The 21795-nt window shown below is 68.9% G+C and carries 13 protein-coding genes and 3 pseudogenes; 6 read left to right on the forward strand and 10 right to left on the reverse strand.

The window, feature by feature from the left end:
• Window positions 1-106 precede the first annotated feature (106 nt).
• The 7 genes and pseudogenes from ACJX2R_RS47805 to ACJX2R_RS47835 all read right to left on the reverse strand — a co-directional run bounded on the left by ACJX2R_RS47805 (window position 107) and on the right by ACJX2R_RS47835 (window position 10011).
• Entirely contained in the window at window positions 107-2089 is a 1983-nt protein-coding gene (locus tag ACJX2R_RS47805; protein ID WP_413105254.1) for an alpha-L-fucosidase, read from the reverse strand.
• Window positions 2090-2153: 64 nt separating this feature from the next.
• A complete protein-coding gene (locus ACJX2R_RS47810; protein ID WP_413105255.1) occupies window positions 2154-4559 on the reverse strand; it encodes a ricin-type beta-trefoil lectin domain protein in 2406 nt (801 codons plus the stop codon).
• Between the two features lie 468 nt (window positions 4560-5027).
• Window positions 5028-6461: an arabinofuranosidase catalytic domain-containing protein gene (locus ACJX2R_RS47815; protein WP_413105256.1), complete on the reverse strand. Its 1434-nt coding sequence runs from the start codon at window positions 6459-6461 to the stop codon at window positions 5028-5030.
• Window positions 6462-6896: 435 nt separating this feature from the next.
• Window positions 6897-7046, reverse strand: a pseudogene (locus ACJX2R_RS47820) (transposase); the annotation flags it as partial.
• Window positions 7047-7310: 264 nt separating this feature from the next.
• Window positions 7311-8213 (reverse strand): annotated as a pseudogene (locus tag ACJX2R_RS47825) (non-reducing end alpha-L-arabinofuranosidase family hydrolase); the annotation flags it as partial.
• Window positions 8214-8486: 273 nt separating this feature from the next.
• A pseudogene (locus ACJX2R_RS47830) lies at window positions 8487-8665 on the reverse strand (xylosidase); the annotation flags it as partial.
• A gap of 380 nt (window positions 8666-9045) precedes the next feature.
• Complete coding sequence (locus ACJX2R_RS47835; RefSeq protein WP_413105257.1) at window positions 9046-10011, reverse strand: glycoside hydrolase family 6 protein; 966 nt, start codon at window positions 10009-10011, stop codon at window positions 9046-9048.
• Window positions 10012-10457: 446 nt separating this feature from the next.
• Here ACJX2R_RS47835 and ACJX2R_RS47840 point away from each other — a divergent pair, with 446 nt between their 5' ends.
• Complete coding sequence (locus ACJX2R_RS47840) at window positions 10458-11471, forward strand: LacI family DNA-binding transcriptional regulator (protein WP_262697883.1); 1014 nt, start codon at window positions 10458-10460, stop codon at window positions 11469-11471.
• Window positions 11472-11847: 376 nt separating this feature from the next.
• On the opposite strand, the gene ACJX2R_RS47845 is transcribed toward ACJX2R_RS47840, so the two are convergent.
• From ACJX2R_RS47845 to ACJX2R_RS47855, 3 genes are all read right to left on the reverse strand, one after another.
• Window positions 11848-13317, reverse strand: a complete 1470-nt coding sequence (locus ACJX2R_RS47845) for a sensor histidine kinase (RefSeq protein WP_413105258.1) — start codon at window positions 13315-13317, stop codon at window positions 11848-11850.
• Window positions 13314-14057: a response regulator transcription factor gene (locus tag ACJX2R_RS47850; protein WP_413105259.1), complete on the reverse strand. Its 744-nt coding sequence runs from the start codon at window positions 14055-14057 to the stop codon at window positions 13314-13316. The genes ACJX2R_RS47845 and ACJX2R_RS47850 overlap by 4 nt, the downstream gene beginning before the upstream one ends.
• A gap of 164 nt (window positions 14058-14221) precedes the next feature.
• Complete coding sequence (locus ACJX2R_RS47855; RefSeq protein ID WP_413105260.1) at window positions 14222-14647, reverse strand: PepSY domain-containing protein; 426 nt, start codon at window positions 14645-14647, stop codon at window positions 14222-14224.
• A gap of 505 nt (window positions 14648-15152) precedes the next feature.
• Between ACJX2R_RS47855 and ACJX2R_RS47860 the strand changes: the two genes are divergently transcribed.
• The 5 genes from ACJX2R_RS47860 to ACJX2R_RS47880 are packed head-to-tail and all read left to right on the forward strand — an operon-like array spanning window position 15153 to window position 21791.
• Window positions 15153-16748, forward strand: a complete 1596-nt coding sequence (locus ACJX2R_RS47860) for an IucA/IucC family protein (RefSeq protein WP_413105261.1) — start codon at window positions 15153-15155, stop codon at window positions 16746-16748.
• Window positions 16749-16804: 56 nt separating this feature from the next.
• Window positions 16805-18523, forward strand: coding sequence for an IucA/IucC family protein (locus ACJX2R_RS47865; protein ID WP_413105262.1), 1719 nt, complete (start codon window positions 16805-16807; stop codon window positions 18521-18523).
• Window positions 18520-19716, forward strand: a complete 1197-nt coding sequence (locus ACJX2R_RS47870) for a type III PLP-dependent enzyme (protein ID WP_413105263.1) — start codon at window positions 18520-18522, stop codon at window positions 19714-19716. Before ACJX2R_RS47865 ends, ACJX2R_RS47870 begins: the two co-directional genes overlap by 4 nt.
• A gap of 6 nt (window positions 19717-19722) precedes the next feature.
• On the forward strand, window positions 19723-21315 hold the full coding sequence (locus ACJX2R_RS47875; protein ID WP_413105264.1) for an MFS transporter: 1593 nt from the start codon (window positions 19723-19725) through the stop codon (window positions 21313-21315).
• The gene (locus tag ACJX2R_RS47880) at window positions 21312-21791 is read left to right on the forward strand and encodes a hypothetical protein (protein ID WP_413105265.1); all 480 of its coding nucleotides are present in this window, start codon (window positions 21312-21314) and stop codon (window positions 21789-21791) included. The genes ACJX2R_RS47875 and ACJX2R_RS47880 overlap by 4 nt, the downstream gene beginning before the upstream one ends.
• Window positions 21792-21795 lie beyond the last annotated feature (4 nt).

Consider the following 21795-nt stretch of genomic DNA (forward strand, 5'->3'; position numbering starts at 1 on the left):
ACCCGGCGTCGGCAGGCTGAAGCCGTGTACGTACGGGGCGCAGGACGCCAAGCTCGCGGGCTCGGCCACCTCGCGCCGTACGCGCGGGAGGTTCGATTGGGGTGGGTCACACGCCGGTGATGGTCCATTCGTTGTTGGTGCTGGAGTTCGGAGTCCACATCACCGTGGTCGAGCCGACCGTGGTGCTGCCACCGCCGTCGAGGGCGGTACCGGTGCCCCGATTGATGATCTGGTAGCGGTTGCCACCGAGGCTGCCCAGCGACCACTGCTGGTTGTTGCCGCCGTTCCAGACCTCCTGGCGGGCGGGAGCGCCGTTGGCGGAGTCACCCCAGCTGTCGGCGGCCATGCCGTTGGTGCGGTTCATGATGCGGTAGTAGCCGTTGCCGAGGTCGATCAGCTGCCAGTGCAGGTTGGTGCTCCCGTCGTAGTTCCACTGCTTGAGGTTGGACCCGGAGGCGACGTCGCCCCCGCTGTCGAGTGCCAGTCCGCTGGTCACGTTGGCGATCTTCACCCAGGTCGTCGAGCCGCCCGGCGCGCCCAGGACGGGGATCTCACCGGAGAAGGTGAGCTTGACCGTGTACGCCAGGGCGCTGAACGGTGGGTTGGACGAGGGCATGGTGAGGTGCAGGCCGGAGGCGTCCTGGACCGGTGCGGGCAGGTCGATGTAGGCGCCGGCGGTGTTGTTCAGCAGTTTGGCGCCGGTCAGGCTGCTGAGGTTGATCTGGTTCGAGTTCAGTGTCGTGATGGTCATGGTGCCGCCCTGCCAGCCCAGCGCGGTGGCGTAGAGAACCTTGTTGTCCCGGCTGCGGGTGAACCGGACGTCCTGCGGTTTGCCGGCCACCGGTCCGCTGAACGAGCCGCCGCCCATCTTGGTGGGGCCCTCGCCGTAACTGGCCCAGGAGCGGGTGGAGTAGACCGCCTCTCCGAAGCGGCCGAGCCAGTCGCCCATGGCGAGCAGGATGGACCGCTGCCCGGAGGGGATGGTGCCGTCGGACATCGGGGCGATGTTCAGCAGCATGCTGCCGCCCTTGCTGACCCGGTCGATCAGCGAGTGCAGCAGTGCCTGTGTCGAGTAGTAGCCGATGCCCTCCGTGTAGCACCAGCTGGAGGAGGAGACGCTGTCGTCGGTCAGCCAGTAGGGGGTGAGCAGCCCTGCCGGGCCGCCGCGCTCGAAGTCGAAGACCTCACCCTTGTTGTTGAGGCCGTCCTTGTACGTCGCGACCACGTCCGTGTTCCACGAGACCGCCTGGTTGTAGTAGTGCGCGAGGAACTCGAGCCGGTAGGACTCCTGCACCAGGTTCAGGTCGAAGTCCTGCCAGACCAGATCCGGCTGGTAGCCGTCGATGATCTCGATCAGCTTGTCGTACCAGAGCTTGTTCTCCGCGGCCGAGCCCTGCTGGGCAAAGAGGACGCGGAGTGCCGGGTCCGACTGTGACGGCACGTGGTCGTAGTAGCCGTTGAAGTGGTAGGCGTGGTGCAGCGAAGCCATGAACTTCAGCCCCTGCCCGCGGATGGCCTGCGCCTGGAGACCCACCAGGTCGAGCCTTGGACCGTGCCGGACCGAGTTCCACGGGTTGGAGCGGCTGTTCCACATGGAGAAGCCGTCGTGGTGCTCGGCGACCGGCCCGGCGAACCTGGCGCCGGCGGCCTTGAACAGCTTCGCCCAGGCGTCCGGGTCCCACTTGCCGCCCTGGGAGACCGGTTTGGGGGCGAACTGCACGTAGTTGCCGGTCTTGTCGCGGGCGCCGTCGATGAAGTTGTTGTACGGCCAGACCGAGGGGTCGCCGTAGGTGGCGATGTGGTGTCTGTTCTCGGCCGAGCCGCCGATGTACATGTTGCGCGGATACCACTCGTTCCCGAACGCGGGAACGCTGAAGACGCCCCAGTGGTAGTAGATGCCGAACTTGGCGTCCTGGAACCAGGCCGGGGCCGGCGGGTGCTGGTCCACCGAGGACCAGCTCGCGGTGTAGCTTCCGGGACCGTCGGTCGCGGCGGCCTCGGGGGCGAACCGCAGCAGGCCGAAGGCCGTGGCGGCGCCGGCCGCCGCCAGCAGTCGGCGCCGACTGAGCGGCAGGGAAGAGGAAGACATGGGGGCCTCTCGGGGAATTGACGGAGCAGGTGCGGTGGTCGTTGATCGTCGGCCGGTCACCGGATCAGTCGCGCGTCCACTTCTGGTTGTTGCTGCCGTTGCAAGTCCAGAGCTGGAGCAAGGTGCCGTTGGCCGTTCCCGCGCCGGTGGCATCCAGGCACAGGCCGGACTGGACACCGGTGATCGTGCCGTCGGCGTGGAGCGTCCACTTCTGGTTGCCGCCGCCGTCGCAGTCCCAGATGTCCACCTTGGTACCGGGGGTGGTGCCCTGGCCCGCGGCGTCCAGACAGTAGCTGCCGTACACCCGCAGCTCACCGTCCGAGGTGTTCGTCCACTGCTGGTTGCTGCCGCCGTTGCAGTCCCACAGCTCCACCTGGGTGCCGTCCGTCTGCGATTGGTTCGGTACGTCCACGCAGCGCCCGGAACCGACCCCGACGATCGCGCCGGTCGTGCCGCCGTTGCCGCCGCTGCCGGGGGTGATGGACAGGTTGTCGAACTGTGCCGTCTCGCCCTGGCTGGTCGCATAGCCGATCTGCCCGCCGGCCCAGGTGCGGTCGTTGACGGAACCGACCGTGGAACCGTCGATGACGGCGGTGATGGTGGTGCCGGAGAAGGTGAGGGCCAGGGTGTGCCACCGGTTGGTGCCCAGTGCCGCGGTCGTGCCGCGGGCCAGGACGGAGACGTTGCCGCCGGTGTTGGAGTTCAGGATCGACCAGGCCCCGGTGTCGCTCACTCGCAGGTGGTAGGCGTTGAGCCCGCCTGTGCTGTTGTAGTCCTGTGCGCCTGCACGGCCGATCAGCTCGGCGTATCCGGGCTGTTCGAGCATCACGTCGGACGAGACGGTGTAATTGCTCCAGCCCACGTCACCGAGCAAGGCGTGCGGATCGGACAGCGCGTCCCAGGTGATCGGTTTCTGCGGGCTCATCTGGCGCACGCACTTGCCGCCGCGACCGCCGCCGCAGCCCACCTCTTCGAAGGCGCCCTGCCAGTCCATGAGGTACTTGGCCTCGGTGCCGGTGGCGTAGCTGTCGAAGGAGTCGGTGTACGGCAGATCCATCGTGTCCTGGGCAGGGCCGGTGGCGGTGCCCTTGCCCTGACCGGTCGTGGTGGTCAGGGTGTAGACGCGACCGGGCCGCACGGTCAGGCTGAAACCGTTGCCGGACGGCGTGATGTCTGTGGCGTGCACGAGGTAGTCGGCCGGGTTGTTGGAGTTGACGTCGGTCGACCAGACGTGGACGGTTCCGGTGGACAGCCCCCCGGCGACGGTGAAGTTCAGCGTCTGGGCGCCGCCGGCGTCCATCGTCTCGATGACCGTGGAGTAGTCGGAGTTGTTCTTGGACTTCAGTGAGACGTAGCTGCCGTTGTTCCGGTTGCCGCCGATGTAGCCGCTGGAGGCGTCGAGGTACTTCCACCCCGGGCTGGTGAACTGGCTGGTCTGCGCCATTACCCAGGCGTTCTTGCCGATCCTGTAGTGCCCGGACCACGGCTGCGCGGCCAGGGCGAGCCCCATGGTGGGGTACGGCAGGTTGGGTGTGAGCGCGGCGACCACCGGCCAGTTGAGATACGCGGTCATCCGGCCGTCGATGTATCCGCGATTGATGCCGCGGGCCACGGCCGGGGCTCCCGCATTGTAGTCGTCCGAGCCGTTCTCGCTGGCCCACAGCTGCTTGCCGGACGATGTGGCGGCCGATGGCACCGAGCAGTTGGACTGGGACGACCGGTAGCCGCAGGGGTAGTGCGTGCCGATGATGTCCACCGCGGCGGCGAACGCGGGGTTGGAGTTGACGTCGTTCGCCACGGCCCAGTCGGAGTCCGCCGCGACGACCTTGGTGCTGCCGTAGCCGTTGCTGTTGAGCGCGCTGCGCAACTGCTCGTACCAGGAGACGTTGTAGCCTCGCTCGTTCCACCCGCCGAGGTAGTCGATGGTCAGCCCGTGCTGCTTGGCGCAGCCCAGCCACGAGAGCAGGTAGTTGATCATGTCGGTGGACCAGAAGTTCCCGCCGCCGATCCAGCCGGGCGCGCCCCAGGCGAGTCCGTACAGCTTGATGTCCGGGTTGCGCGCTTTGGCTTGTTCCATCAGCCACCATTCGTAGCCCCGGTCGCAGTTCAGGTCGGACCGGGTGTGCTGGTGGCTCGGCTCGGCCCCCGAGGTGGAGTTGGTGTCGCCGCCGATCTCCGCTTTGAGGATCTGGAGGGAGGCACCGTAGCCGGGCCGGAACAGGTAGTCGAGGACCTGGCCGCGCTCGGGCTCGGGATAGTCGATCAGGAGTCTGCTGTTGCCGCCCCCGCCGCTGATCGCGCCGACGCCGTCGAAGGTGCGGCCGCCGGACGCGCCGTTGATCGTGATGGAGGTGGCCGCCTGGGCCGGCACGGCAGCCGTGCCGACGAGGCCGCCGGCGGCCAGGACGAGGCCGGTGAGCACGGCCGTCGAGGCGCGCAGACGCCGGAACAGCCGTCTGAATGCTGACACGGTCGGTTCCTTTCGCAGGTCGGAGGCGTCCCGTGGCCGCCGGTCCGGCCATGGGGCGCGGTGACTGTGCTGTGCTGTGCTCGTGCGACTCGTGCGACTCGTGCGACTCGTGCTGCTCGTGGTGGCCGTGGCTCCACGGTTGCCGGAGACCGCTCGCGGACGGGCGTCCGTTCAGCCGCGGTCAGCGGAGGATGAAGGGTCGCGGTCGTTGCGGTCCGGGGTGAACGCGTGAAGCCGACCCAGTTGGAGCAGTCGCCGTTGTCGCACGGGTACCTCGTGTTCGACGGCCGGCCGCCGTTCGCGCCGTAGATGTCGCTGACGAGCACCTGGTACCGCGCGTGGTAGGGCGGCTGCCAGACGGCCGGGTCTCGCTCTCGTCCTCATCCGTTCCTCCTGCGGTGGGGCGCCGCTGCGTTGCGGCGCGCGTGCTGGACGGGGGCTGCCACCTCCCGCGGGTGTGAAAGGAGCTCAGCGGTAGCCGGCCGCCGTGACGTTGGCCTGTACCGCGTTGTCGGTCGCATCGGAGGGGTAGCCGGCGACAATGGCTCCTTCGTAGAAGGTGCCGGCGCTCAGGTTGGCCCCGCCGCCGGGCTTGCAGCAGTCGCCGCCGCTTCCCAGGACGATGGCTCCTTGTTTCTTCATGGGGCTGTAACCACTGGGAAGCCCACCGTTCCACAAGGTGGTCAGGCCACCGGATTGTGCGTTGCCGCCCTTGAGGGCGAATCTCGACGTCCCGTCGTTCTTGAGCATCGCGGTGACGAACTTGCTGGGGAAGGCCCGCTGGTTGGGGTTCCAGGACTGGCTGCCTCCGGAGTACAGGCCCCATTCGAGATCGGCCTGCACCCAGGGTCCGCTTCCCGAGCAGCCGCCGAACCAGCACTCGGTACCGAAGTTGATCGCGTCCATCGCCCCGGCGGCGTCGGCCTTCCTGTCCGTCTCACTATTGCCGTAGTCGAAGCAGCAGCCGCTGTTGACATGGGTGCCGCTGGTCACCATGTACGCCCCTTCGGGCGCGGCACCGGTCGGCACGCCCGTCAGATGACCGTCCCGCCAGTAGCTGTTCCCGGGGTTGATATACAGCGAGTACGCCTTGGTGCCCCCGGCGGTCAGCGACTCGGAGGTCGCCTTCGCGGGGCTGCTCTGACTCGATCCCGGGACCTGGGCCGATCCCTGGTACCACAGGTCGTTGCCGTGTCCGGACTGGTCGTAGACCGCCGTGATCACGCACGAGGTACCCGCGCAGAACGAGTCCTGCGCCGCCGCGTTGGCGAAGCCACCGGGCGCCAGCACGCCGATGTCCCTGGTCGCGTTGTCCGAGGAGCGCCTGACCTGGTAGAGGCTGCCGCTGTACGAACCGTAGAGCGCCCGCACCGTGCTGTGCGCGGCCACGCACGGCGTACCGCCCCCGGAGTAGATGTCGCACGGTCCGGACCCGTCGGACCCGGGCGGAAGTGTCGGTGTGCTCCACTTCTGGTTGCTTTGGCCATTGCAGGCCCACAGGATGACCGCGGTGCCGTTGCTGGTGCCCGCCCCGTTGACGTCCAGGCATAAGCCGGACTGGACGCCGGTGATGGACCCGTCGGAGTTCTGCCGCCACATCTGGGTCGACCGCCCGTCGCACGACCAAATGATCACCGGGGTTCCCGGAGCCGTCTGGCTGTCGCGGGTGTCCACGCACCGGGTGCCGCTCATCGTCCTCAGCTCACCCGCCGACGTGAACTCGAACAGCTGATTCGCCTGGTGGTTGCAGTCCCAGATGTCCAACGCCGTTCCCAGCGTGTCGGCGTTGCCCTTGACATCCAGACACCGCCCCGACGCCGAGCTCACCAGGGGAGCTGTCACTGCCGGCGCCGATGCCGACCATGTCGGCCCGGCCGCCGGCAACATGGTCAGTAGTGCCATCACGCATACTGAGGCGACCGTCGGTAAGCGTGGTTGACGAGCCGCAGGGCTCCGGAGCGAAACAGATGAAAGCTGCATTCTGCTCCTTGAATATGTGAGGAAGGGGACAGAGAGTGCCGTGTCCGCACCCTCAGACATCCCATGTCCCATAGTGATTCCACCGGTCGTTCACACTGTCAATAGGCATGTCTGCCTCAATCGGAAGCCGATCCATCCCATGTTTCTTTTGCGCTGGTCAGCCCGCCGTGGCGTTCCGGGCCCCTGGAACCACCCGTAGGCGGGCGCCCCTCCTGACCGAGACAGCCACCCGATTCATCCTCGACAGCCAGGCCAGTCAGGTTCCGGACGCCTGCTGGCGTCACCGCGTTCGGCGCGAACAGCAGCCCCACGGAGATCAGAACAGCGTGTCGGTGCCCTGCGCCGGCTGGAGCGGTGGCTGTGCATGTGGGCGACGGCCTGGGCCGCGTGGTGGAGGGTGTCGCCGCGCCGGCGGCAGTCGCGGAGGATCTTGTAGTTCTTCATCCGGCCGATGACGTGTTCCACGCGGGTACGGACCCTGCGGTGCTCGGCCTTGTCGTCCTCCTTGAGGTGCCGTCCACGATCCACATCCGCTCGGGGCATCGGCCGGGCGGGAAACGGGCGCCAGCGCGAGCAGCGGCCCCAGCCGCTGGATAACCCGGCACCGTGGAGGACGAGACGCCGGGCTCGATTGAATGTGACGGCCCGCCGGATTCCCCGGGGGCCGTTTCGCCCATCTGGCCTGCCGCGGGTCGGACCACCGCCCGAGGCGCACCCGCGCGGGCGGCGGGGTGCCCACAGGCGGGTGGCCCACCCGAGGAAAGCGCGAGGTCAGCGCTGCAAGGTAAGGACGCCCGGCCGCCAGGGCAGTTGGTCGTAGGGACCGCCGGCGGAGGGGGACTTGCCCTGGTAGAGGAATTGCAGGTTACAGGGGTCGACGGTCATGGTCTGGTCGGGGTTGTTGCGGACCAGGTCACCGTGGCTGATGTCGTTGGTCCAGGTGGCACCGCTGTTGGCCTTGCCCGCGAAGGGGTTGCTTTCGCTGCTGGCCTGCGGGGTCCACGAACCGTTCAGGCTGGAGGCCGTGAACGAGCGGAAGTAACGCCCCCTCGCACCGATCGCCTCAACGATCATGAGGTACTGGTTCTGGTCCTGGAGCTTGTAGACCTGCACACCCTCGAACAGGTTGTTCGTCGAGTCGCTCATGACCGTCGTGTACGACGAGCCGAAGCTGCCCGGGAAATTCCCGATCGGCATGCTCGCTCGGTAGATCTTGCCGTTGTCACCGGCGAAGAACAGGTACATGTTCTGGCCGTCACCGATCAGGGTCTGGTCGATCGGGCCGGTGCCGGAGCCGGAGATGCTACCGGTGAACAGCGGCTGCGGCGAGGACCAGCCGTTGGGGTTGGTGGGGTCGCTCGACGTGCGGTAGATGAAGGGCCACGCACCCCACTGGTACGCCAGCACCCAGATGTTCTTGGGCGCGAAGTAGAACAGCGTGGGCGCCACCGCGGCCTGGCTCATCCCGGTCTGGCCGGCCGACGCCATGTCCGACCAGTTCGTGAAGGGACTGAACCTCATCGAGCCGTAAGACGATCCCGACACGTTCGACCCGTAGACCAGGTGTTTGCCGTTGTACACCACGTTGGTGAAGTCCTTCAGTGAGACCCACCCGTTGGCAGGCTGCGCCAACACGCCCGTCGACGTCCACCGGTACGTCGATGGAAGAGAACACGCGCTGGTGGCCGCCTGAGCCGGGTTGGCGACGAGCGTCGCCGCCAACGAGGCCAGGGCCGCAACCGAGGCGCCGAGCATCACAGATAGACGTTTGCGGTTGAAAGTTCCTTCGCGCATGAGGACCTCTTGATTCTTGAGTAAGTGGTTCCGGCTGGCCCCGTCGGAGGTTTCCGGACGGGTTCGTCGTGGTGGAAGCTCGCCGCACGGTGACCCTCATCCGCGAGCCGTTCGAGGTCCGATCGAGACCGGGGCTCGCGCGGGACGATGCCGGTTGCTGTCCATGGTCAACCTGCTGACCTCCACCACCCGGCTCGTTCCGCCCTCGCGCTTGACACCGATCCACGCGGAGGGTTGTGCGGTAGCGAGAGTCCGGCCCGTTCGCCGTCCCGCGTCGCGGGGTGGTCGAGCTGGACCGTGGCAGTGGAGGTGGGTCCCCGGACGCGGCCGGTGGCGGCGGCTGGCGCGCGACGAGGGAAGGGCTGACGCGACCATGACATGCGCATGTGTGGCGTGCTCCTTGCGGCTCGGTCGTTCCGGCGGCGTGGCCCGGAAGTGTCCTGCTGTGCGAGTGGAGCAGCTGTGCTGTGTTCGTGATATCGAACAAGGGTCGAAGTGTCGAGCAATCTGGATGGTAGGGGACCGGTGAGCGGCGTCAATACCTTTCGCGAGATTCGCGGGCAGCACCGGAATGGGGAAGCTGCGGGCCAGACCCAGAATCGTATTTCCGAGCGGGACAGGGTCCGCGTAGGACTTCGTGGCCGGGGCGTGGCGGACGGTGCCCGTGGCCCGGTCGCGGGGCGGGGAGGAGCCAGGCCACGGGAGTACTGGATCAGTAGCCGTAGACCATCTTGTAGGCGACCTCGGGGAGAAACTGTCCGGCCGAGGAGCCGGCTCCGACACCGCAGTTGCCGTCGGACTCGCCCGGGGCCTTGATCCACAAGAGCATCTCGGCGCCTCCGCCCAGCTGGGTGGGGGTGCCGATGCGGCGGCCTGAGGGGTTGCACCACTGGCCGTTGGAGCCGTTGCCGTTACGGCTGGTGTCGACGACGAATGGCTTGGTGTAGCCGTAGCGGGCGTTGAGTTCACTGTTGACGGCGTTGCCGTAGGCGGTGTTCTCGCTCGTGGTGAAGTAGTTGGAGACGTTGAGGGAGAAGCCGTGGGCCTGTCGAAGGCCGGCTTCGTGGAGGCGCCGGGCCATGGTCGCCGGGTCCGCCCAGCCCGGGTTGCCGGCGTCGAGGTAGACCCAGGTGTTGGGGGCCTGGCGGCTGAACTGGGTGAGGGCGCCGGTGAGCATGCCCTCGCGTTCGTCGATCTGAGCCTGGGTCATGCAACCGTAGTCCCCGAGGGAGTCCGGTTCGAGGATGACGACAGCCGGGCGGTTGGCGATCCCGCCGGCGAACTGGGCGATCCAGGTCGCGTAGGCGGACGGCGAAGCGGCCCCGCCCGCGGAGTGCCCGCCGCAGTAGTCGCGGTTGTATATGTTGTAGGCGACGAGGATGGGCAGTTTGTCCCCATGGTCCGCGGCGCCCACGTACGCGCCGGTGGCGGTGCCGATGGTGCCGCTCCAGGAGCCGAACCAGCGGGCCATCGGGGTACTGGCGATGGAGGCGTTGATCGCGGGCGCCCGGCCGTCGCCGGGGTTGGCGGCGACCCACCTCTTCGCGCTGGAGTCGGGGTCCACATAGAACCCGTTGGTCATGGTGGTCGGGTCGGCCGCGTGGGCGGACGGTGCGATGGCGAGCGCCAGCGGCAGAGCGAAGAGCGCTGTCATCAGGGCGCGGAGTCTGTGGCGCATGACTGTACCTCGGTTTCCTGACAGGGATGTGCCGGACGCTCTTGGTCATGAGCGAGCGACGCGCTGAGGAAGTGCGGTGGTACAACGCCCCCTTGTGCCGACGACTCTCCGGCAGGGACGACAGGGCCAAAGTTCGGTAGTGAGTATTGGGAGCGCTCCCAGTGGAAGCGCTCCCAACAGCACCGAGAGCACCTGGGGTGTGGTCGGTATGGTGTTGCTGGCTGGTCAAGCTGTCAAGGGTCGACGTACAACTCGCCCTTCACAGGGCGAGGACAAGGCTCTACAGTCCCATAATTGGAAGCGCTCCCAGGGCGCTCCCAGGGCGCTCCCAGTCCTCCGGTCCCTGAGGGCTCCGTACCCGTCCTCCGTCGCCCACCGGCGGGTGGCAGCGGCATGAGCCGGGGGAGACGCATCCCGTCCGATCGAGAGGGAAGGGCTCATGACTCATGGCGGAAGACGCGCCCCGTCGGCAGCCGACGCTCGACGAGGTGACCGAACTCGCCGGCGTCTCCCGCTCCGTGGCGTCCCGCGCGATCAACAACGCACCGCACGTCAGCCGTGCCAAACGCGAGGCGGTCGAGCGGGCCGTCCGGCAACTCGGTTACGTACCCAATCCGACCGCCCGCGCTCTGGCCACCCGCCAGACAGGAGCGGCCGCCCTGGTCGTCTCCGGGGAGGACCCGTCGATCTTCGCGGATCCGTTCTTCGCCCAGGTGATCGTGGGAGCGTCGGCCGCTCTGGAGGAGGCCGATCTGCATCTGATGCTGTGCCTGGCCGCTTCCGACCGGAGCCGCGAGCGGGTGGGGGAGCTCCTCCGGTCCAAGGGCGCCGACGGCGCCATGCTGATGGCGCTGCGTGAGCACGATCCGCTGGCCCGTATGGCCGAGGAGGCGGAGATGCCCGTCGTGTTCGGCGGACGCCCGGTCGGTACAACTCCCCGGTGGTACGTGGACGTCGACAACGTCGGTGGAGCGCGCGAGGCGACCGAGTACCTGGTCTCGCGCGGCCGGACTCGCGTAGCCGCGATCTGCGGGCGTCTGGACACCGAGGTCGGACGCGCCCGGTACCGCGGATACCGGGATGCCATGCTGGCGGCCGGCCTCGATCCGCTCCCGCCGCAGGAGGGGGACTTCACCGAGCCCAGCGGAGCCGCCGCCATGGCCGCACTGCTGGCGAACCACCCCGACGTGGACGGGGTGTTCGCCGCCAACGACAACATGGGCGCGGGAGCGCTGCGCGCGTTGCGCGAGGCAGGCCGGGTGGTCCCCGTCGACGTCGCAGTGGTCGGCTTCGACGACCTGGCCGTCGCCCAGATCGCCGATCCGCCCCTCACCACCGTCCATCAGCCCATAGCGGCTCTCGGCCGGGAGATGGCGCGCATGCTCGTCGCACTCATCAGCGGACAGGATCCCACCCCGCTGATCCTGCCCACCCGCCTGGTCACCCGCGCCAGCGCCTGACGGGCCTGTCCCGACGAGCAGGTCCGTGAGGGGTGGGCCGGCGTTCCGTCGTGCGGACGATCACCGTGCCGGCGAAGACCCCGGAGCTCATGTCATGTCGGCCCGCTGCGGCGCGGGTTCCCTCGCGCCGGCCGGAGCGCCGACCTGTCCTCAGCGCGGCCGAGCCATCAGCGAGGACAGCGCCGCGAAGCACAACCCCTCCGCCCACTCGTACGGCAAGCTGCCTGCGTAGCACCGTGTTCTCGTGGCGGAGCACCAACAGTTCGGCTCCCTTGCCGGCCCACTTGCGTAACAGCACCGCTGGAACGGAAAGCGGCCGCGCACCGGTCCGTGCAAGGACGCGTGACGCGCGCCTGAGCCCGTGGTCCCGAAGACTTCAGCCCGTCCGTGCGGGCGGTGTGGCCTCGTGTCGGGCGCGGGTGGCGGCACGTGGGCGGCGAGTGGACGGTGGGCGGTGGGCGTCGGCCGGTTTGAGGCGGACAAGGGCGTCCAGGCCGCCGCCGGGTGCGGCGTCCAGGGTGACGTCGCCGCCGCCGGCGCGGGTGAGCTGCTGGACTATGGGCAGGCCCAGTCCGGTGCCGTCGTGGTAGGCGTCGGCGGCGCGCCAGAAGCGGTCGAACGCGCGCTGCCGTTCGCTCTCGTTCATGCCGGGGCCCTGGTCGATCACGTGCAGCGTGACCTGCGCCGGGGCGCGGGGATCCTCGCCCACCGGGGTTTTCGCGAGGGTGATGACGGATCCGGGGGGTGAGATCCGCAGTGCGTTGGAGAGCAGGTTGTCGATGATCTGTTCCAGAGCGCCTGGCACCGCCCATACCTGACCGACGCTCGGGCCGGTGACCGCGATGTCGACGAGGTGTTCGGCGGCGAAGGCGGTCCACATGGCCGCCCGGTCGGCGACGACGGTGTCCAGGTCGGTGGGTTCGGGGGTGGTGGCCGAGCTCTCCAGCCGGGCCAGGGCGAGCAGACCTTGCACCATGCGGCCGAGCCGTTCCACTTCGCCCACGGCCTCGTCGAGGCTGCCCTGGGCGCGGGGGTCGAGGTAGGGCTCGAAGTTCTCAAGACGCAGACGCAGTGAGGTCAGTGGCGTCTTCAGCTGGTGGGACGCTTCGGAGGCGAACGCCTCCTGGGCGCGCAGCAGATGTTGCAGACGGGAGGCGGTGTCGGTGAAGGAGGAAGCGAGCTGTCGGAGCTCGGGTGGGCCGAGGTTGGTGGCGGGGGGATCTTTGATGTCGCCATTGGCCAGCTGAGTGGTGGCACGTTCGAGGGCCCGGACGGGGCGGGTGATCCAGCGGGCGAGGGCGAAGGCGATCAGGGCGACGGCGGCCAGGACGCCGACCCCGACGGCGGCCAGCACCAGCCAGGCGTCACGGATCTTCTCGGTCAGCCCTCCGAGAGGGTAGGTGACGCGTACGACACAGCGGACTGTGGTGCCGGAGCTTCCCGGCATGGTGGCGACGAACGCTTCACCGCCCAGGACCGGGTCCTGCCGGGTGCCGGTGGTGGATCTGTTGCCCAGTGCGGTGGCGATGTCGGGCTCGCCGGAGAGGTCCGTGCCGGTGGCGACGGTGTTGCGGGAGTCCGTCAGCACCTTTCCCATGCTGTCGACGACGATCACGTGGCTGCCGGTGCGGCGGGCGAAACCGGCCGCCACTTGCGGCACGTCGGAAGCCGCCTCCTCCTCGACCTTCTCCTCCAGGACCTCGGCGAGCATCACCGCGCCCTGCTGGCCGCTGTTGCCGAACCTCGACGTCTCTCCGCGGGCGTACACGTAGCCGAATGGCACCTCGAGGCAGAGCAGTACCAGCAGTATCAGGCTGAGGTAGCTCAGGAGGAGGCGGCGTGTCATAGGGCGTTTCCGCTGTGCTCGGGAGAGCTGGGGTCGGATGCTTCGGGGGGCGGGGTGAGGCGGTAGCCGATGCTGCGGATGTTGTCGATCCAGGAGGAGTCGCCCAGTTTGCGGCGCAGTGCGGCGACGTGGACGTCGAGGGTTTTGGTGGGGCCGAAGTAGTTGGGCTCCCAGACGGTGTCGAGGATCTGCTGACGGGAGCAGACAGCACCGGGGTCTTGGGCGAGATAGGCCAGCAGGTCGAACTCCTTGGGGGCCAGGGCCACCGGCGCCTGATGCAGGGTCACCTGGCGGGCGCGACGGTCGATGATCAGCGGGCCCAGGTGTTGGACCCCGCTGGCCAGCCCGTTCGCAGCACTTGATGCCTCCTGGTCGGCCTCCGGGGCGGTGGGCCGGGCGCGTCGGGTGACGGCACGGATACGCGCGACCAATTCCCGTACTCCGAAGGGCTTCGAGAGGTAGTCATCCGCGCCGAGTTCGAGGCCGAGTACCCGGTCGACTTCGTCGCTCCTGGCAGTGATCATGATGATGGGCACATGCGAGCGGAGTCTGAGGGCCCGGCAGACGTCGATGCCGTCCATGTCGGGCAGCCCCAGGTCCAGCAGCACCATCTCTGACGGGTCGGCGGCCAGTCCGTCGGCGCCGGTACGGGCATGGTCCACGGTGAACCCGAAGCGGTTCAGCCCTTCCATCACCGGTCCGGCCACTCGGTCGTCATCCTCAATGAGCAAGACACGCATGTCGACAGGTTCACAGACTTCAGGTCTGCCGGGTGGCGAAATCACCGGAACCTCTCACGAGTCGATGTCGGCGATACGGGATCTGTTGGACACGGCGGCGCGGGGCCGTCGATCGGTTCAGCCATAGCTGCCGGCCGACGGCCCGCGAGGCTTGCCGAGCTGTGTCAGCCCTCGTTCTCCTCGGTGCCTTCCTCCTTGGTCTTGACGACCTTGAAGCTCTTGTCGAGGTAGACCTCTATGGCCGTACCGTCGGACTTCTGCACCTCGACCGCGTAGAGGCCGGGGTTCTCCTGGTCCTCCTCCGACTTCAGGACGGTGCCGGGGTGTGCGGCCAGGGCCGCCTTCTCGGCCTTCTCCTTGAGCGCGCCGGTCAGCGGCGGCTCCTTCTTCTCACCGGCCTCGTCACCGGCCTCGTCACCGGCTTCGTCACCGGCCTCGCCGCCTTCGGCCGCCCCGGCATCGGCCGGGGCGGAGGCAGTGGCCGCTGTGTCCTTCGCGTCATCCTTGGAGTCCGAACCGCCGCAGGCGGCGAGCGAGAACATCAGGGCGACGGCCGGGATGACGGCAAGCGCGCGGATCTTGGCATTCATAAAGTCCTCCAGGAAAGGCATGCGGTCATTTCCAGTGGGCGAGCTGACCGCCGCGGTTCGGTGTCTGTCGATGCAAAAACCTTAGAACCGGGCGCTACAGCGGATACCCAGCGTTGTGACAGCGTGGAGTTAGGACTCTGATAAGAATCTTCAACGCCTACCGCCGGTCCATTTACTCACCCGACGGATGGCGAACGGCTCCCATGGGCGCCAGCAGCCCTGATACAGCCCATCGGCGGTGCCCCCTGCTTTCCGCCGCGGACGGCAGATCGACTGAAACGCTTGATGGTTCTTACTTCGACGCTGTGTGTGCGCTGGAACGGTGTTTACTCCGCCTCCCGTAACGTCGATGACAGCACGGGAAACCTGCGGAATTCGTATGCGCCGCTCTTGATGGTGAACGGCCCATCGTGAGAATTCCCCGGTTATTGCCGCCGCATGGCGTCACCGACCACAACGGTTTTCCGGCCTTCTCCTTTCTCCTCTGCTCAACCGGACGGTGCCCATGCCACAAGCGACGATCGATGAACTACGCCGGATCCGCCCTGACCTGGTCGAGCCGTTCACCGTTCACCTCCCGGGTGCCCGGGCGACGGTGCTCGGCCGGCTATGGGGAGCCTTATCCCGCGAGCCCATTCCGGGTATCACGGGCCGGCGGCACGAGGCGGACACCTTGGTCATCACCCTGGAGGACGGAACCCGGCTCACCGCCCCGTCATCCGTAGCCGACCGCTTCGCCATCATCCCGGAGGACTTCACCGTGACCGGCCCCGATGGGCCGGTCACCGACCCGGCCCGTCTCCTGGATGCCCTGGGGCGGCGCACCGCATCCGTGGAGCGGCTGGCCGCCGAACTCGACAACAGCGTGGCCAACCTCGCCCTCGCCCGCGCCGCGCACGCCGACACCACCACGCGCGCCATGGAGGACTCGGCCGACGCCGAGCAGGCTGTGACCGACGGCCATCCGCAGCACCCGTGCTGCCGCACCCGCACCGGCCTGTCCGTGGCCGAGGTGCTCGCCTACGCGCCCGAACACCATCCGATGGTCGAGCTGGCCCTGCTCGCGGTTCCCGCGAGCCGCTGGCAGGGCACGGGGGACTGGCCGTCCGAGCTGCGCGATGGCGACACGTTCCTGATGCCGCTCCACCCCTGGCAGCGCGACCACGTCGCGGTCCATCACACCGACCTCATGGTGATGGAGGGCCGTACGATCTCGGCCCGGCCACTGCTGTCCATGCGCACGCTCGCGCCGCAGAATGCCTTGCCGGGCTGTCACATCAAGACCGCCCTGGATGTGCAGGTCACCAACTACCGGCGCACCATCTCCCCGGTCGAGGTCGCCGACGGGCCGCCGCTGTCCGAGCTGGTCTCGGCGGTCGTGGACAAGGCCGGGTACGGCGAGAGCCTGCGGGTGCTGCGCGAACTCGGCGGCGGCACCGTACGCGTGAACGGTGAACCGTCGTCGAGCCTGGCGGCGATGGTCCGTGAGTCCAGCGAACGCCACCTCGAGCCCGGCGAGATCGCCGTACCGCTCACCGCCGTGCACGCCACCGGGGCCACCGTCGTGGCAGGAGATCCGGTGCGCTGGCTGTCGGACTTCGCCGGGCTCGTCCTTCCCCCGGCCCTCACGCTGCTGTCCATGGGCGTGGCGCTGGAGGCCCATGGCCAGAACACCCTCGTCGCCCTGCGGGAGGGGCGGCCAGTACGGGTGCTCTACCGCGATCTTGACGGGGTTCGGATCCACCCCGGCAGGCTGGCGGCCCACGGTTTCACCCTGCCGCCGCTGGCCGGCAGCCGGGCCGGGGACGACGAGAACGCCCTGCGCACGAAGCTGTTCGGGGGCCTGCTCAGCGGGGTCTTCAGCGAACTGGTCGACGTCCTGTCCCGTACCCGCGGCGCCGATCCCGAGGACCTGTGGGCGGCGGTGGCGAAAGTGGGCCGACACGTCTACGGCGAGCTGCCCACCACCACCACCGGCGACGCCGCGGCCTTCTTCGCCGACACGCTGCCGTTGAAGGCGACCATCGCCATGCGGCTGGCCGACAACCCCGGTACGGCGCGGTGGATCCCCGTCCCCAACCCCATGGCCCGCCACCGCTGACGCCCGTGATTCCCCAACACCCCCTCGCCCCGACGCACGCACTGGAGCCGCACCGCATGCCCGCCCCCAGTACCACCACGTCCGCCGCGCCGACCGGCAGTCATGCCCCGACCGCGGACGACGTCACCGCGCACACCCTGCTCAACTGCCTCATCCGCGAGGTGTCGGCACCGGAACGCCAGGTCACCGTCGACCAGGACACCCTGCTGCTGCGGTTACCCCGCCGCGACATCCTGCTGCGCGTCCCGCTGCGCCGCGTCTCGCTGATCGGAGCGCACCGGTTCACCGGCCCGGTCCAGCGGTACGACGGCACCACCTGGACCACCGTGAGCTGGCGGGAACTGGCCGGATACCTCCAGGACGAGCTGGAGCTGCGCACCGGCATCGCCAACGAGGAGTTCCTGGACCAGGTCACCGACAGCCGCGAGACCATCCGCGCCGTGCTGGAACAGCGCGCCGACCGGACCCCGCCGACGGACCCGTACCTGGAGTCGGAACAGTCCCTGGTCTTCGGCCATCGCTTCCACCCCACGCCCAAGGCCCGCACCGGCGAGCCGGAGGACTGGCTGGAATACGGTCCGGAGACCGGAACCCGCTTCCCGCTGCGCTACCTGGCCGTCCGCCGCCACCTCGTACGCGAAGAAGGCGATCTGCGGCAGCTGGACGCGCTGCACCAGCCGTCGGACCGCCCCGGCTTCGCCACCCTTCCCGTGCACCCCTGGCAGTACCGGATGCTGGGCGGCCACCCCGGGCTGCGCGCGGCGATCGCCGCCGGGGACATCGTCGACACCGGTATCACCGGCCCCCACTTCGCGCCCACCGCATCCGTGCGCACCCTGTACCAGCCGGAGGCCGACACGTTCCTGAAGTTCAGCCTGAACGTGCGCCTGACCAACTGCGTCCGCAAGAACGCCAGCTACGAGCTGTCCGGCGCCGTCGCCCTCAACCAGCTGCTGGGGCCGCTCTTCAGCCGGATCGGCGACGACCATCCGGGGTGTGCGCTGCTCGCCGAGCCCGGCTTCCGCACCATCGCCCTCGGCGACGACACCGCCCTGCTGGAGGGCTTCGGCGTCATCGTACGAACCGGCCTGCGCGGCCACCTCCGGCCCGGCGTGACCCCACTGCTCGCCGCCGCGGTCGCGGACGAACACCCCACCAGCGCCGCCCATGTCTCCCACCTGCTCGCTCGCGGCGACGGCGACGCCCTCGCCTGGTGGGACGCCTACCTCGGCCTGCTGCTCCCACCCGTGCTGACCGCCTACTTCACCCACGGCGTGGTCCTGGAACCGCATCTACAGAATGTCGTCGTCGGAGTCCGCGACGACGGCACCCCGGCCCAGATGCTCTTCCGCGACCTGGAAGGCACCAAGCTCCTCCCCGACCACCACCGCCAGGCGCTCGCGGACCTGCCCGAGGACGTCCGCGGCCCGCTCACCTACGACGCAGAACGCGGCTGGAACCGCGTCGCCTACTGCCTTCTGGTCAACCACACCGCCGAAGTGCTCGCCGCCCTCGCCGACACCGACCCCACCCTTGAGCCCGCCCTGTGGGGACTGGTCCACGACCACCTCGAAACCTACGCACGCTCCGCGGGCGACCCGCCCCGGCTGCGCGCCCTGCTCTCGGGCGTACCGCTGCCGGCCAAGGCCAACCTTCTGCTGCGCTGGTCCCGTCAGGCCGACCGGAACGCCGGATACGTTCCCCTGCCCAGCCCGCTCGGCGCCGACTTCCCCCGCAAGGTGACCCGCGATGCAGTCCCGGAGGTGACCCGATGAGGGACGGAATCGTGCGCCACATCGACGGCCTGGCCGGCGAGGACCTGCCCGCCTACGTCTACGACCTGCACGCCTTACGCGAACACGCCCGCGCCATCCGCGCCGCCCTGCCCGAACGCGTGGAAGTGCTGTACGCGGCCAAGGCCAACTCCGACCCCGAGCTGCTGAGCGCGCTCAGCGAACACGTCGACGGCTTCGAAGTCGCCTCGGGTGGAGAACTGCGCCACATCCGCGGGCTCTTCCCCGGCACACCGATCGCGTTCGGCGGCCCCGGCAAGACCCCCCGTGAACTCACCCAGGCTCTGGACACGGGTGTGGAACGGCTGCACATCGAGAGCGAGCAGGAGCTGCGCCTGCTCACCACCCTGCTGGGCGGGCGCACCGTGGACATCCTGCTGCGGGTCAACCTGCCCATCGCCCTCGGCCCGGTGGCACTCGCCATGGGAGGACAGCCCAGCCCCTTCGGCCTGGACCCTGCCGACCTCGACCGGTGCCTGGCGATCATCGCCGCCGACCACCGGATCCGGCTGCGCGGCATCCACGTCCACCTCGCCAGCGGCCTGGACGCCACCGCCCACCTCTCCCTGGCCGGCGACGTCCTGGCCTGGGCCCGCGACTGGGCACACGCCCACCGCATCGAACTGGCCGAAATCAACATCGGCGGCGGCATGGGCGTCGACTACGCCCACCCCGACCAGAAGTTCGACTGGGCGGCCTTCGGCGCCGGGCTCGGCCGGCTCCTGGCCCGCCACCCCGGCCTGACCCTGCGGATCGAACCCGGTCGCTCGGTCACCGTCTACTGCGGCTGGTACGTCACCGAAGTCCTCGACCTCAAGCGCAGCCACGGCCAGGCGTTCGCCGTCCTGCGCGGCGGCACCCACCACCTGCGCACCCCGGCCACCAAGCAGCACAACCAGCCGTTCCGGATCCTCCCCGCCGATGCGTGGAGCCGGGCCTGGGACCGGCCGGAGGCCCACGACGAGCCCGTCACCCTGGTCGGGCAGCTGTGCACCCCCAAGGACGTCCTGGCACGCCGCGTCCCGGTGGGACGTCTGCGCACCGGTGACCGGGTCGCGTTCGCCATGGCCGGCGCCTACGCCTGGAACATCTCCCACCAACAGTTCCTCATGCACCCTGCCCCGGCCTTCCACCACCTGGACCACGCGCCCGTACCCGCCGCCTCCCACCCGTAGAAGACCATGACCGAGCACCGCCAACTCCGCGGCAGCGACAGGGTACGCACCCTGCGCGAGGCCCTTGCCACGCCCGACAGGGGTGGCAAGCACCGGCGCGTCCGCAAGGGCGGCAAGCGGCGGGCCCCGAGCGAGGCCATCGCCACGCTCGGGGCCCGCAATTTCCGCCGCTATCTGGCCGGACAGCTTGTCTCCAACGTCGGCACCTGGATGCAGCGTGCGGCCCAGGACCTTCTGGTCCTCCAACTCACCGGAAACAGCGGCGGCGCGGTGGGCATCCTGACCGCGCTCCAGTTCCTGCCCCAGACCCTCTTCGGGCTCTCGGGCGGCGTCATCGCCGACCGTTTCGCCAAGCGCCGCCTCCTGCTGATCACACAGACCGCCATGGGCCTGCAATCCCTGCTCCTGGGCGTCCTGACGGTCACCGGAGCGGTGAACGTGGGGAGCGTGTACGTCCTGGCCTTCATCCTGGGCACGGCGACCGCCCTGGACTCCCCGGCCCGCAACGCCTTCGTCTCCGAACTGGTCAGCAGAGAACGCCTCCCCAACGCGGTCAGCCTGAACTCCGCCCAGTTCAACGTCGCCCGCATCCTCGGCCCCGCCGTGGCGGGCCTGGCCGTCGCCGCCGCCGGAACCGGACCGGTGTTCCTGACCAACACCGCCTCCTACCTCGCCGTGCTCTACGGGCCGATCACCATCCGCCCCGACGAACTGCACGCTCCCCGCCAGTCCAAACGCGGCAACGCCCGCCTGGCCGACGCCTTCCGCGCCATCAGAGCAACTCCGGACCTGCTACTGCCGATCACCGTCGTCGCCTTCGTCGGTACCTTCGGACTGAACTTCCAGGTCACCATCTCCCTGGTCGCCATCACCGTCTTCAACTCCGGCGCCGCCGCCTACGGTTACCTGTCCGCGGCCTACGCCGTGGGCAGCCTGATCGGCGCGGTCCGTGGTGCGGGCAGACGCAAACCACCCACCGCCCACCGCCTGGTGATGTCCACCGTCGTCTTCGGCCTCCTGGAAGCAGCCGTCGGACTCATGCCGGACTACGCCACCTTCATGGCCCTCCTCATCCCCACGGGCCTCGCCTCGGTGACCGTGACGACCACCGCCAACGCCATGACCCAACTCCACGCCGACCCCGCCCTCCGGGGCCGCATCCTGTCCGTCTACCTCCTCGTCCTCCTCGGCGGCACCCCCCTGGGAGCACCCCTGGTCGGCGTCGTCTCCGACACCCTCGGCGCCCGCTACAGCCTCATCCTCGGCGGCGCCGTCTCCGCACTGTCCGCCGTCGCCATGTCCGCGCTGATCACGGCACGGGCCCGCCGAGCCCGACCCGCCGAGCAACACCACACCGCCCCACCCGTCAGCGAGCCCAGCACCCTCCTCACCCCGCACCCACCACAGGCACACGGGGACTCCGGCGAAACCATCAGAAGCCAGCGGCCCTCTCCCCAGCCGCCTCTCCCCGCTTCCACAAGCCTGTCGCACAGCCCTCGTCCTACTGACCTCCAGGAGGAGACGTGTCCCCCGATCCTGAAGCCCGAGGCCGGTCTTCTGTCCCCGATGACCTGGACGACACGGCCATCATCAGCGTGACAAGCGGTGAAACCGCATCACCGGCCAGCCATTCCGATGAAGCGCGAGCCGCCCCCGACGAGACCCCTCTCGGCATCGCTGATGCATGGCCCACCAGCACCTCCACAGAGCCACGAGCCAAGCTCGACGGCCGGGAGCCAAGGGGCGAGTCTCTCTGGAACCGCCTGGGCGACCGCAAGGCCACGGCCATCACCGCAGCCGTCGCCGCCGTAGTCCTCGCCGGTTCGCTCCTCGCCATGTCGATGGTCACCGACACCGTGTCCTTCTCAACCGGCGGCACGCAACCCGCGGGAGGAGAAGCCTCCATCACCGCGCCCACGGACCCCGCCGGCGACCCCATCCCGCCGCAAGCCTCAACCGCGCCACCGCCGTCAGTCAGTCCCAGCACGACCGGCCCCTCCCGGGGCGACGATGACGAGGAACGCGAAGACAACCACGAGGACGAAGACGAAGACCATGAAGGCGGCGAACGATAGCTGT

Origin of the sequence: Streptomyces sp. Inha503 (genome assembly GCF_047215865.1) — a bacterium.
Classification (GTDB): Bacteria; Actinomycetota; Actinomycetes; order Streptomycetales; family Streptomycetaceae; genus Streptomyces; species Streptomyces lycopersici.